The 12,391-nt window shown below is 65.8% G+C and carries 9 protein-coding genes; 4 read left to right on the top strand and 5 right to left on the bottom strand.

Annotation, left to right across the window (positions count from 1 at the left end):
* The 4 genes from accC to CY658_RS16380 all read left to right on the top strand — a co-directional run bounded on the left by accC (nt 1) and on the right by CY658_RS16380 (nt 4,693).
* Nucleotides 1–1,350: an acetyl-CoA carboxylase biotin carboxylase subunit gene (gene accC / locus CY658_RS16395; RefSeq protein ID WP_099795103.1), complete on the top strand. Its 1,350-nt coding sequence runs from the start codon at nt 1–3 to the stop codon at nt 1,348–1,350.
* Between the two features lie 23 nt (nt 1,351–1,373).
* Nucleotides 1,374–2,264 (top strand): 50S ribosomal protein L11 methyltransferase, encoded by an 891-nt coding sequence (gene prmA, locus CY658_RS16390; RefSeq protein WP_101491176.1) that lies wholly within the window; start codon nt 1,374–1,376, stop codon nt 2,262–2,264.
* Nucleotides 2,265–2,346: 82 nt separating this feature from the next.
* Nucleotides 2,347–3,732 (top strand): zinc-ribbon and DUF3426 domain-containing protein, encoded by a 1,386-nt coding sequence (locus CY658_RS16385; protein WP_101491175.1) that lies wholly within the window; start codon nt 2,347–2,349, stop codon nt 3,730–3,732.
* Nucleotides 3,733–3,790: 58 nt separating this feature from the next.
* Complete coding sequence (locus CY658_RS16380; RefSeq protein WP_101491174.1) at nt 3,791–4,693, top strand: carbohydrate kinase family protein; 903 nt, start codon at nt 3,791–3,793, stop codon at nt 4,691–4,693.
* A 116-nt stretch (nt 4,694–4,809) separates the two neighbouring features.
* Here CY658_RS16380 and CY658_RS16375 read toward each other — a convergent pair whose 3' ends face one another.
* The 5 genes from CY658_RS16375 to CY658_RS16355 all read right to left on the bottom strand — a co-directional run bounded on the left by CY658_RS16375 (nt 4,810) and on the right by CY658_RS16355 (nt 12,391).
* On the bottom strand, nt 4,810–5,370 hold the full coding sequence (locus CY658_RS16375; RefSeq protein ID WP_099795107.1) for a histone H1-like DNA-binding protein: 561 nt from the start codon (nt 5,368–5,370) through the stop codon (nt 4,810–4,812).
* A gap of 199 nt (nt 5,371–5,569) precedes the next feature.
* Entirely contained in the window at nt 5,570–6,760 is a 1,191-nt protein-coding gene (locus CY658_RS16370; protein WP_101491173.1) for a ribonucleotide-diphosphate reductase subunit beta, read from the bottom strand.
* Nucleotides 6,761–6,972: 212 nt separating this feature from the next.
* Nucleotides 6,973–9,885, bottom strand: a complete 2,913-nt coding sequence (locus tag CY658_RS16365) for a ribonucleoside-diphosphate reductase subunit alpha (RefSeq protein ID WP_101491172.1) — start codon at nt 9,883–9,885, stop codon at nt 6,973–6,975.
* 348 nt (nt 9,886–10,233) lie between these two features.
* Entirely contained in the window at nt 10,234–10,851 is a 618-nt protein-coding gene (ampD, locus tag CY658_RS16360; RefSeq protein WP_101491171.1) for a 1,6-anhydro-N-acetylmuramyl-L-alanine amidase AmpD, read from the bottom strand.
* A complete protein-coding gene (locus CY658_RS16355; protein ID WP_101491170.1) occupies nt 10,838–12,391 on the bottom strand; it encodes a sigma-54-dependent transcriptional regulator in 1,554 nt (517 codons plus the stop codon). The genes ampD and CY658_RS16355 overlap by 14 nt, the downstream gene beginning before the upstream one ends.

The raw sequence follows: 12,391 nt of genomic DNA, 5'->3' as shown, positions 1-12,391 counted from the left end.
ATGTTCAAGAAGATTCTGGTCGCCAATCGCGGCGAGATTGCCCTTCGGATTCAGCGTGCCTGCAGCGAGATGGGCATCAAGGCCGTGATGGTCTATTCCGAGGCTGATCGCGACGCCAAGTACGTCAAGCTGGCACAGGAAGCCGTCTGCATCGGCCCCGCGCCGTCGGGCCTGAGCTACCTCAACATGCCGGCCATCATTTCGGCCGCCGAGGTGACGGATGCCGAAGCCATTCACCCCGGCTACGGTTTCCTCAGCGAGAACGCCAATTTCGCCGAACGCGTGGAGCAAAGCGGCTTCCAGTTCATCGGCCCGACGCCCGACAACATCCGCACGATGGGTGACAAGGTTTCGGCCAAGCAGGCCATGATCAAGGCCGGCGTGCCTTGCGTGCCCGGCTCGGAAGGCGAACTGTCCGACGACGCCGCCACCAACAAGCGCATCGCCCGTGCGATCGGCTACCCGGTCATCATCAAGGCGGCAGGCGGCGGCGGTGGTCGCGGCATGCGCGTGGTGCACACCGAGGCGGCGCTGGTCAACGCGATCCAGATGACCAAGGCGGAAGCCGGCGCGGCCTTCAACAATCCGGCCGTGTACATGGAGAAGTTTCTCCAGAACCCGCGCCACATCGAAATCCAGATCCTCGCGGACAAGCACAAGAACGCCGTTTATCTGGGCGAGCGCGACTGCTCCATGCAGCGCCGCCACCAGAAGGTGATCGAGGAATCGCCGGCCCCCGGCATTCCGCGCAAGCTGATCGAGAAGATCGGCGAGCGCTGTGCAGCGGCCTGCAAGAAGATTGGCTACCGCGGCGCCGGCACTTTCGAGTTCCTGTACGAGAACGGCGAGTTCTACTTCATCGAGATGAACACGCGCGTGCAGGTGGAGCATCCGGTGACGGAGTTCACCACCGGCATCGACATCGTGAAGACGCAGATCATGGTCGCCGCCGGCGAGAAGCTGCCGTTCACGCAGCGCCAGATCGAGATGCGCGGCCACGCCATCGAGGTGCGCATCAACGCCGAAGACCCGTGGAAGTTCACGCCGTCGCCGGGCCGCATCACGATGTGGCACCCGCCGGGTGGCCCGGGCGTTCGCGTCGACTCGCACGTGTACACCAACTACTTCGTGCCCCCGAACTACGACTCGATGATCGGCAAGATCATCGTGTACGGCGACACGCGCGAGCAGGCCATGGCGCGCATGCGCACGGCCCTGAACGAGACCGTGATCGAAGGCATCCAGACCAACATGCCGCTGCACCGCGAGCTGATGGTCGACGCCAAGTTCATGAGCGGCGGCACGAACATCCACTACCTCGAAGAGTGGCTCGCAGCGCACAAGCGCTGAGTCCACGCGCGAAAACGCCCTGTATGTTTGAACTCCGCCTGATGGCGCCGGAAGACCGGGTCGAATGGCTCGGCGATGCGCTCGACGCACTCGATGCGCTGAGCGTGTCGGTCGAAGACGCCGACGCGCAAACCGATGCCGAGCAGGCCCTGTTCGGCGAGCCCGGCATGCCGCCGCCCAAGGAGGGCTGGCAGCGTTCGCGCGTGATCGCGCTGTTCCCCGATGAAGCTGCTGCCAACGAGGCGGCTTCGGTGCTCGCGCTGCAGGACCTCTTCGGCGGTTGTGCGGTGCTCGGCGTGGCACCGGTGCCTGACCAGGACTGGGTGCGGCTCACGCAATCGCAGTTCGCACCGGTCGAGATCACGCCCGAGTTCTGGATCGTGCCGACCTGGCACGAGCCGCCCGCGCAAGCCAAGCAGGTGATCCGGCTCGACCCGGGCCTGGCCTTCGGCACCGGCACGCATCCGACCACGCGCATGTGCCTGCGCTGGATCGCGACGCAAGGCGAGGGCGCCTTTGCCGACCAGCGCGTGCTCGACTACGGCTGCGGCTCCGGCATCCTGGCCATCGGTGCGGCGAAGTTCGGCGCGCGCGCCATCGACGCCGTCGATATCGACGAGGCTGCGGTCTCCTCGACCCGGCTCAACGCCGAAGCCAACAGCGTGCAACTGAACGCCGGGCTGCCCGACGCGGCTCAGGGCGAGTACCAGACGGTGCTCGCCAACATCCTCGCGACGCCGCTCAAGGTGCTGGCGCCGCTGCTGCGCAGCCATGTGGCCGCCGGTGGTTCGCTGGTGCTGGCCGGCATCCTCGAGCGCCAGGCCGACGAGCTGAAGGCGGCCTATGCGCCGTACGCAGCACTCGAGGTCAGCGACACCGAGGACGGCTGGATCCTCATGACCGCGCGCTGCTGAGGCGCGCGGCCGGGCGCTCGCGCTGCGGGTGCCCCGGGCACCTGCCTGCACGGCGAGGGCCCAACCCTACAATCGCCCGGTCATGAGCCTCGTCACGCGTTGCCCCGCCTGCACCACCACCTTCAAGGTGGTGCGCGACCAGCTTCGCATCTCGGACGGTTGGGTGCGCTGCGGCCGCTGCAGCCATGTGTTCGATGCGACGCTCGACCTGCAGGATGCGCCCGACGGTGCCGTGTCCGCGCCAGCCACACCGGCACCCGCGCCGGCCCCTTCGCCGATGGCTTCGATGGCCGCACTGGTGGCGTCTTTCGACGACGCACGCATCGACCTGACGGCCGTGCGGCCGGCGGTCGAGGAGGCGGACTTTCTCGACGACGAGTCCGAGCCGCAGGCGCCGTCGGCTGCTTCGCAAGAGGAGGTCGGCCTGTCGACCGCCGTCGCCACCGTCGCGCCGGCCGCACCGCCACTGCCTTTCTCGCTGACGCTGCCAGAGCACGGTCTCACTGCAGACGAGCCCTGGTCCGATCTCGACACCACCGAGCCCGCCTGGCGTCCGCCCGCGAGTTCGCTGCCGCCGTTCCCGAACATCGATCTGAACCTCGGCGCACCGCCGCCTGCATCGCCGTCGCCTGCGCCGCCGTTGCCCAACCTGCCGCGCAGCAGCGCGCTGCGAGGGCTGGTCGCGGCGACCGGTGAGAACGACGATGGCGCGGCCGCGGAGCGCGAGCAGGAAGAAAAAGACCACGACCAGCTCCTGATCCAGAAGGCGCTGCGCCGTGCGCGCGCCAAGTCGGCCAAGATCGCGAACGCCAAGGCCCGCGATGCGCAACACCACGAAGAGGTTGCCGCACCGCTGCCGGGCCCCGGCATCCGCGCCGAAGGCGAGCCGGACTTCTCGCTCTCCGCGACCTTCGAGGCGCCCGAGGACCATCCCTTCGCCGAAGAAGACGAGCCGGCTGACAAGTCCGCCGGCTTCTGGCAGCGCAAGGGCGTGCGTCGCCTGCTGCTGGTGCTGGCCGTGCTCGCGGCCTTGGTCCTCATCGCGCAGATCGTTCGCCATGAGCGCGACGGCATCGTGGCGCGTCAGCCGAACCTGCGGCCAGCCCTGTCGGCGCTGTGCCAGTACACCGGCTGCGAGCTCGCGGCGCTGCGCCAGATCGGCGACATCGTGATCGAAGGCGCGGCCTTCGCGCGTGAGAAGAGCGGTGGCAACGACTACCGGCTGAGCTTCACCTTGCGCAATGCGGCGACCGTGCCGCTGGCCATGCCGGCCATCGAGCTGTCGCTGCTCGACACGCAAGAACAAGCCGTCGTGCGGCGCGTGATCACGCCCACGGACTACGGTGCGCCGGGCGTGCTGGCGGCGCGTGCCGACCGCGCGGCCTCGCTGCCGCTGACCTTGTCGGCCAGCGAAGCGGCGACGCTGCCGCCGATCGCGGGCTACCGCGTCGAAGCTTTCTATCCCTGAGCGGAGCGCCGACACGCGCGCCGTTCGTTCCCTTTCTCATCCAACCTACGGTCCACCCATGGCAGCAGTGATTTGCGGTTCTCTTGCGTTCGACACCATCATGACTTTCGAAGGCCGGTTCGCCGACCAGATCCTGCCGGACCAGCTGCACATCCTGAATGTGTCGTTCCTGGTGCCGGGCCTGCGTCGCGACTTCGGCGGTTGCGCCGGCAACATCGCCTACAGCCTCAACGCGCTCGGCGGCACGGCGCTGCCGATGGCCACGCTGGGCAGCGACGGCGCCGACTACGCCGAACGCATGCGCACGCTGGGCATCAGCACGGAGTTCGTGCGTCAGCTCGACGACACGTTCACCGCGCAGGCGATGATCATGAACGACACGGACAACAACCAGATCACGGCGTTCCACCCCGGCGCGATGCAGCAGGCGCACGTCACGAAGGTGGTGGCGCGCGAGGACATCAAGCTCGGCATCATCGCGCCCGACGGCCGCGAGGCGATGCTGCAGCACGCCGAGCAATTCGCCGCCGGCGGCATTCCCTTCGTGTTCGATCCGGGCCAGGGCCTGCCGATGTTCGACGGCGACGCACTGCGTCACTTCATCGAGCTCGCGAGCTGGGTCGTGGTCAACGACTACGAAGGCAAGATGCTGTCGCAGCGCACCGGCTGGAGCCTGGCCGAGATCTCGCAGCGCGTGCGCGGCCTCGTGGTCACGTTGGCCGCTGAAGGCTGCGAGGTGTGGACCGACGGCGAACGCGAGCATGTGCCCGGTGTGACGCCGACGGCCGTGATCGAACCCACGGGTTGCGGCGACGCTTGGCGCGGCGGCCTGTTGTACGGTCTGGAAAAGGAATGGCCGCTGGCCCGCTGCGCGGCGCTCGGCAACCACATCGGTGCGCTCAAGATCGCACAACGCGGACCGCAGAACTACCAGATCGATCGCGCCACGCTCGACCTGTGATTCGCTGACGTGCCCACATCGCTTCGGCGATGCGGCAACAGCGGGGGCGCCCATGAAAAAAGCCCGGCACCTTGCGGTACCGGGCTTTGTGCCTTTCAGGGCCGCTGAGAATTCACTCAGGGCTTGCTGGCCGTCGGAAACGGCCAGGCTGCCTGGGGATTCAGCGTCGTTTGCGCCGCAGGGGCAGGCGCTACGGCAGCCTTCGCAGGCGCGGCGGCCTTCTTGGCAGCAGGCTTCTTGGCAGCAGCGGCAGGCTTGGCAGCGGGCTTTTTCGCGGCTTTCTTGGCTGCTGCCTTCTTGGCAGGAGCCTTCTTGGCGGCAGCCTTCTTCGCAGGGGCCTTCTTGGCAGCAGCCTTCTTGGCAGGCGCCTTCTTTGCTACGGCCTTCTTGGCAGGCGCCTTCTTGGCGGCGGCCTTCTTTGCCGGAGCCTTCTTGGCAGCGGCCTTCTTCGCCGGTGCAGCCTTCTTCGCTACGACCTTCTTGGCTGCAACCTTCTTGGCCGCGACCTTCTTTGCCGGAGCCTTCTTCGCTACGACCTTCTTGGCGACAGCCTTCTTAGCCGGTGCCTTCTTGGCAGCGACCTTCTTTGCCGGAGCCTTCTTCGCGGCGACAGCCTTCTTTGCCGGAGCCTTCTTTGCAGCGACCTTCTTGGTCGGCGCTTTCTTTGCAGTTGCCATTTCTATTTCTCCTTGATCAAGTTGAAAAAATCAACCTATTGAAGCACTCCACGCGCGTTGGGAGCGTGAAGTGATTCATGGCGTTGGAATCTAAGCCCCAGCACCATGAACACCTGAGCCCTCATCCATGCCGCGCTCTGTGGCGCAGTCGGTGGCAAGGGCAATTCTTGAATTCATGAATTGTTGTGTATCGAAAAATTCAATCCCAGGAGAGCGCACCACCCGACTGGTACTCGATCACGCGGGTTTCGAAAAAGTTGCGCTCTTTCTTCAGGTCAATCATTTCGCTCATCCAGGGGAACGGGTTTTCTTCGTTCGGGAAGAGCGTTTCGAGGCCGATCTGCTGCGCGCGCCGGTTGGCGATGTAGCGCAGGTAGCCCTTGAACATGGAGGCGTTCATGCCGAGCACGCCACGCGGCATGGTGTCTTCGGCGTATTTGTATTCGAGCTCGACGGCCTTCATGAAGAGGTCCTTGATCTCGGCCTTGAACTCTGTGGTCCACAGGCCGGGATTCTCGAGCTTGAGCTGGTTGATCAGGTCGATGCCGAAATTGCAGTGCATCGACTCGTCGCGCAGGATGTACTGGTACTGCTCGGCGGCGCCGGTCATCTTGTTCTGGCGACCCAGCGCAAGGATCTGCGTGAAGCCGACGTAGAAGAAGAGGCCTTCCATCAGGCAGGCGAACACGATGAGCGACTTGAGCAGCGTCTGGTCGGTCTCGTGCGTGCCGGTCTTGAAGTGCGGGTCGCTGATGGCGTCGATGAACGGGATCAGGAACTGGTCCTTCTCGCGGATCGATGCCACTTCGTTGTAGGCGTTGAAGATCTCGCTCTCGTCCAGGCCGAGCGACTCGACGATGTACTGGTACGCGTGCGTGTGGATCGCTTCCTCGAAGGCCTGGCGCAGCAGGAACTGGCGGCACTCGGGGGCCGTGATGTGGCGATAGGTGCCCAGCACGATGTTGTTGGCGGCCAGCGAATCGGCGGTCACGAAGAAGCCGAGGTTGCGCTTGATGATGCGGCGCTCGTCGTCGGTCAGGCCGTTCGGGTCTTTCCACAACGCGATGTCGCGCGTCATGTTCACTTCCTGCGGCATCCAGTGGTTGGCGCAGGTGGCGAGGTACTTTTCCCAGGCCCACTTGTACTTGAACGGCACCAGCTGATTGACGTCGGTCTGGCCGTTGATGATGCGCTTGTCGGAAGCCTTGACGCGCTGCGCTGCAGGCGCGGCCACCGATGCGGTGGCAGTGGCGGGTTGTGCAAGCGACGAAGTCGGAGCGGCGACCGCGCGACCTGCGGAAGAACCGCTGGTCGATGCGTGGTGCTGCTGCAATCCTTGTTGCATATCCTTTGGTAAGGAGGGCTTGACTTCTTCGTCCCAGGTCAACATAGAAAAATCCAATGCGCAATTATCGGAGCAACGATGTGAGTTGCAAAGTGCTCGTTCACATCGTGCGCCATTTATGGGGTTGTTATGTTGCTCGCATGCATCGCGCGACGTCAGTCAATGCCTTGATTGATTGAACGTCGCGCGCTTTTCAGTTCTGCGAGCACCTCGCTGATCGATCGAAGCGTCTTCTTCTTTGACGCTTCACTTGCACATCACTGGCAGGCTTCGCAGGTCGGGTCGTCGACACCGCAGAACGCGATGTCGGTGGCGGGCATGGCGCTCATCTGTGCCTTCGCTGCTGCAGCGGCGGCTTCGAGTGCGCTCATGCCCGAGGGTGCGTCGTTGCCCGACGACACCGCGTTGAGACGGCCCGATTGCACCGTCGACTTTTCAGCGTGCGTCGCGCTCTGCGTGCGCAGGTAGTACGTGGTCTTCAGGCCGCGCAGCCATGCGAGCTTGTAGGTGTCGTCGAGCTTCTTGCCCGAGGCGCCGGCCATGTAGATGTTCAGCGACTGCGCCTGGTCGATCCACTTCTGGCGACGCGAGGCGGCTTCGACGAGCCACGTGGTTTCCACTTCGAACGCGGTGGCGTACAGCGCCTTCACGTCTTGCGGCACGCGGTCGATGGGGCGCAGCGAACCGTCGAAGTGCTTCAGGTCCATGACCATCACGTCGTCCCACAGGCCCAGGCGCTTCAGGTCGCGCACCAGGTAGTGGTTGATCACGGTGAACTCGCCCGACAGGTTCGACTTGACCGACAGGTTGCCGAAGCAGGGTTCGATCGAGGCGTCGACGCCGATGATGTTCGAGATGGTCGCGGTCGGAGCGATGGCCACGCAGTTCGAATTGCGCATGCCCTGGCTCTTGATCTTCTGGCGCAGTGCGTCCCAGTCGAGCGTGGACGAGCGGTCCACTTCGACGTAGCCGCCGCGGGCTTTTTCGAGCAGGTCGAGCGTGTCGATCGGCAGGATGCCCTTGTCCCACAGCGAGCCCTTGTAGCTCGAGTACTTGCCGCGTTCGCGCGCCAGGTCGGCCGATGCCGAGTACGCGTGGTAGCAGATGGCTTCCATCGACTCGTCGGCGAACTGCACGGCTTCCTGCGAGGCGTAGGGAATGCGCAGTTCGTACAGCGCGTCCTGGAAGCCCATGAGGCCCAGGCCGACCGGACGGTGGCGCAGGTTGGAGTCGCGCGCCTTCTTCACGGCGTAGTAGTTGATGTCGATCACGTTGTCGAGCATGCGCATCGCCGTCGAGATCGTCTTCTGCAGCTTGACCTGGTCGACCTTGCCGTCCTTCAGATGCTGCAGCAGGTTCACGGAACCCAGGTTGCACACGGCCGTTTCGGTGTCGCTGGTGTTCAGCGTGATCTCGGTGCACAGGTTCGACGAGTGAACCACGCCGGCGTGCTGCTGCGGCGAGCGCACGTTGCAGGCGTCCTTGAACGTGATCCAGGGATGGCCGGTCTCGAACAGCATCGTGAGCATCTTGCGCCACAGGTCCGACGCCTGGAGCGTGCGGGCGGGCTTGATCTCGCCGCGGGCGGCCTTTTCTTCGTAGGCGACGTAGGCCTTTTCGAAGTCGGCGCCGAACAGGTCGTGCAGGTCAGGCACGTTGGAGGGCGAGAACAGCGTCCAGGTGCCCTTTTCCATCACGCGGCGCATGAAGAGGTCGGGGATCCAGTTGGCCGTGTTCATGTCGTGCGTGCGGCGGCGGTCGTCGCCGGTGTTCTTGCGCAGCTCCAGGAACTCCTCGATGTCGAGGTGCCAGGTTTCCAGGTACGTGCAGACGGCGCCCTTGCGCTTGCCGCCCTGGTTCACGGCCACGGCCGTGTCGTTCACCACCTTCAGGAACGGCACGACGCCTTGCGATTCGCCGTTGGTGCCCTTGATGTGGCTGCCCAGTGCGCGCACGCGGGTCCAGTCGTTGCCCAGGCCGCCGGCGAACTTCGACAGCAGCGCGTTTTCCTTGATCGACTCGTAGATGCCGTCCAGGTCGTCGGGCACGGTGGTCAGGTAGCAGCTGGACAGTTGCGAGCGCAGCGTGCCGGCGTTGAACAGCGTGGGCGTGCTCGACATGAAGTCGAACGACGACAGCACTTCGTAGAACTCGATGGCGCGCGCTTCGCGGTCGATTTCGTTCAGCGACAGGCCCATGGCCACGCGCATGAAGAAAGCCTGCGGCAGCTCGATGCGCGACTTGCGCACGTGCAGGAAGTAGCGGTCGTACAGCGTCTGCAGGCCGAGGTAGTCGAACTGGTTGTCGCGCTCGGCCTTCAGGGCGGCGCCCAGGCGGGGCAGGTCGTACTGCAGCAGCTTCTCGTCGAGCAGTTCGTTGTCCACGCCCTTCTTGATGAACTGCGGGAAGTAGTCGGCGTAGGCGGTGGCACGGTCGGCCGGCATCACTTCGCGGCCGATGATCTCCTTGAAGATCGTGTGCAGCAGCAGGCGCGCGGTGGCGAAGGTGTAGTCGGGGTCTTTTTCGATCAGCGTGCGGGCCGCCAGGATCGAGGCCTTGTAGACCTCGTCGAGCGGCACGCCGTCGTACAGGTTGCGCATCGTCTCGGCCTGGATCGGTGCGGCGGTGATGCTGTCGCCCAGGTTTTCGCAGGCCGATTCGATCAGGCCCTTGAGCTCGTTCAGGTCAAGCGCCACGCGCTCGCCGTTGTCGAGCACATGCAGCACCGGCGCGGCGGGCAGGTCTTGCTCGACTTGCTTGGAGCGCTCCTGCGTGCGGCGTTCGCGGTACAGCACGTAGGCACGTGCGATTTCATGGTGGCCGCCGCGCATCAGGCCGAGCTCGACCTGGTCTTGCACGTCTTCGATGTGGAAGGTGCCGCCGCCCGGACGCGAACGCACCATGGCGCGGATCACGCCTTGCGTGAGCACGTCGACCGTCTCGCGCACGCTGGCCGAGGCCGCGCCCTGGGTGCCGTGCACGGCCAGGAAGGCCTTCATCATCGCGATGGCGATCTTGTTCGGTTCGAAGGGAACCACGGCGCCGTTGCGGCGAATGATCTGGTAGTGGGCGAGGTTCTGACCGGTGGGCGAGCCCGCAGTGTCTTGTTGCTGCTGCGGCGTCGCGGGGACGGCGCGGGGGGTCGACGGGGTGTTCAGTGCAGTTTGCATTCGCTTCCTCTCGGTTGTGCAATTCTTGTTGGTTGGCAAGGCCTCGCGGGCCTTGCGTCGGCGTTGTTGCCGAACGGGAAGACACTATATCTAGGGTGTCGGTGCCCCACAAGCCACTACAGGTAGTGTTTTCTTGTAAATGCAACTCGGCAGGAATTGCGCAGGACTCAGCGCATCACCAGCGATGCCGCATGAATACTGGACCATGGTGGCGCAACCCACGCTGGGCGCGGCTTGCAAGACGATTTGGGCCTGCAGGCCGCATGGTTGCTGTGCTGCGCGCTTGCACTCATCGAATTGCTGCGCTGCGAGAGCGCCGCATCACGAGGCGCCACGCGATTGAAAAAATTAGCGCGCCACCACCTGCTCGGGAAACATTTGTGGACTCCAGCCGAGCTGTTCGCGCAGCACGCGCCAGTCGAAACCGGCGCCGGGGTCTTGCTTGCGACCGGGCGCGATGTGCTCGTGGCCGGCGATGTGGGCGATGGCGTAGTGCTGCGCGAGCGCCGCGCAGAGGCTGGCCAGCGTTTCGTACTGCCCCTCTTCGAAGCGCTCGCCCTCGAGGCCTTCGAGCTCGATGCCGACCGAGTCGTCGTTGCAGTTGCTGCGTCCACGCCACGACGACACGCCGGCGTGCCAGGCGCGGTCGTCGCAGCTCACGAACTGCCACAGCTCGCCGTTGCGGCGCACATAGAAATGCGACGACACCTCGAGCCCGCGGATCGACTGGAAGTACGGGTGCGCATCCCAGTCGAGCCGGTTGGTGAAGAGCTGCTGCACCGCGTTGCCGCCGTATTCGCCGGGCGGCAGGCTGATCGAATGCAGCACGATCAGGTCGGTCTGCGCGCCGACGGGGCGCGGGCCGAAGTTGGGCGAGGGCAGGGACTTGGCGAAGCGGTACCAGCCGGCGCGCCAGAGTCTGTCGTCGCCGGCGGGTGGGGTGACGAGGTCGTCAGTCGTCGGCATGCGAGGTGGCACCGTCGTCGCCGTTGGGCGTGGAGATGCCCAGGCGCGCGATGCGGTAGCGGATCTGGCGCAGGCTCATGCCGAGCCGCGCGGCGGCGGCCGTGCGGTTGAAGCCGCTTTCGTGCAGCGCGCGCACGAGGATCTCGCGCTCCTGCTGGTCGAGCCAGGCTTGCAGATCGGAAGGCAGCGGCGGCGGTGCGGGCTTGGGTTCGAAGGCTGGTGCCGGTGCGGGCGCAGCAGCAGCGGCCGTCGTCGCCTCGGTCGGTACGGCCCCGGATTCGTTGCGGGGCGCCGCCGGCATCGTGCCCATGAGGTCGATCTGCAGCTCGTCGCCGTCGTTCAGCGCCACGGCGCGGTGCAGCAGGTTCTCGAGCTCGCGCACGTTGCCGTCGAGCGGGTGCTGGGCGAGGCGCTGCAGCAGCGCGTCGGACAGGCGCGGCGCCGGCAGGCCGCCGTCTTGCGCGATGCGCGCGAGCAGCGCGGTGCACAGCGCGGGCAGGTCTTCGCGGCGCTCGCGCAGCGCGGGCACCGCGATCTCGATCACGTTGAGCCGGTAGAACAGGTCTTGTCGGAAGCGGCCGGCCAGCACCTCGGCGTGCAGGTCTTTGTGGGTGGCGCTCACGATGCGCACGTCGACTGCATCTTCCTGCGTCGAGCCGATGGCGCGCACGCTGCGTTCCTGAATGGCGCGCAGCAGCTTCGACTGCATGGCCAGCGGCAGGTCGCCGATCTCGTCGAGGAACAGCGTGCCGTCGCGCGCCGCCTGGAAGTAGCCGTCGCGGTCTTGCGAGGAGCCGGTGTACGAGCCCTTCTTGGCGCCGAAGAATTCGGCCTCAAGCAGGTTCTCGGGAATCGCGCCGCAGTTCACCGCGACGAAGGGGCCGTCGCTGCGCTGGCTGCAGCCGTGCACGGCGCGCGCGACCAGCTCCTTGCCGGTGCCCGACTCGCCGCGCACCAGCACCGGCGCCATGCCGCGCGCCACCTTGGCGATGCGCGACTTCACGAGGCGCATCGGGTCGGAGTCGCCGACCAGCCGGTCGAGCGCGGTGGCGCCGCTGCGCGTCACGGACAGCGCATCGGGGCGTTCGCCGCCGTGGCTTGCGGCTTGCGGCGCAGGCTTCTGCGGCACGACCACCGCGGCGCGGTTGGCCTGCACGGCCGACGCCACCACGGCGCGGAACTGCTTCAGGTCGACCGGCTTCGTGAGGTAGTCGAAGGCGCCGGCCTTCAGCGCCTCGACCGCGTTCTCGGCCGAGCCGTAGGCGGTCATGACCACGCAGCGCTCGCTGCGCTGGTCTTTCTGGATGCGGTGGATGATCTCCATGCCTTCGCCGTCGGGCAGCCGCATGTCGGTGATCACGGCGTCGAAGCGGCCGGCTTCGAGGTGCTGCCAGGCTTCGGACACGCTGCCCGCCGCTTCCACCCGGTAGCCTTCGCGCAGCAGCGTGAGTTCGTAGAGCGTGCGCAGGTCGGGCTCGTCGTCGATGACGAGGATCTGCGCGGGGCGCGAGGCGGCGGCGGAGGGCGGGAGGGAGCTCAC

The organism is Variovorax sp. RO1 (assembly GCF_002849325.1).
Classification (GTDB): Bacteria; Pseudomonadota; Gammaproteobacteria; order Burkholderiales; family Burkholderiaceae_C; genus Variovorax.
The sequence above is the reverse complement of the archived record's forward strand: the minus strand, read 5'-3'. Positions and strand labels throughout refer to the sequence as shown.

Excerpts from the sequence above, each read along its gene's own strand:
- accC (WP_099795103.1), top strand. The coding sequence starts at position 1 with ATGTTCAAGAAGATTCTGGTCGCCAATCGCGGCGAGATTGCCCTTCGG.
- prmA (WP_101491176.1), top strand. The coding sequence starts at position 1,374 with ATGTTTGAACTCCGCCTGATGGCGCCGGAAGACCGGGTCGAATGGCTC.
- CY658_RS16385 (WP_101491175.1), top strand. The coding sequence starts at position 2,347 with ATGAGCCTCGTCACGCGTTGCCCCGCCTGCACCACCACCTTCAAGGTG.
- CY658_RS16380 (WP_101491174.1), top strand. The coding sequence starts at position 3,791 with ATGGCAGCAGTGATTTGCGGTTCTCTTGCGTTCGACACCATCATGACT.
- CY658_RS16375 (WP_099795107.1), bottom strand. The coding sequence starts at position 5,370 with ATGGCAACTGCAAAGAAAGCGCCGACCAAGAAGGTCGCTGCAAAGAAG.
- CY658_RS16370 (WP_101491173.1), bottom strand. The coding sequence starts at position 6,760 with ATGTTGACCTGGGACGAAGAAGTCAAGCCCTCCTTACCAAAGGATATG.
- CY658_RS16365 (WP_101491172.1), bottom strand. The coding sequence starts at position 9,885 with ATGCAAACTGCACTGAACACCCCGTCGACCCCCCGCGCCGTCCCCGCG.
- ampD (WP_101491171.1), bottom strand. The coding sequence starts at position 10,851 with ATGCCGACGACTGACGACCTCGTCACCCCACCCGCCGGCGACGACAGA.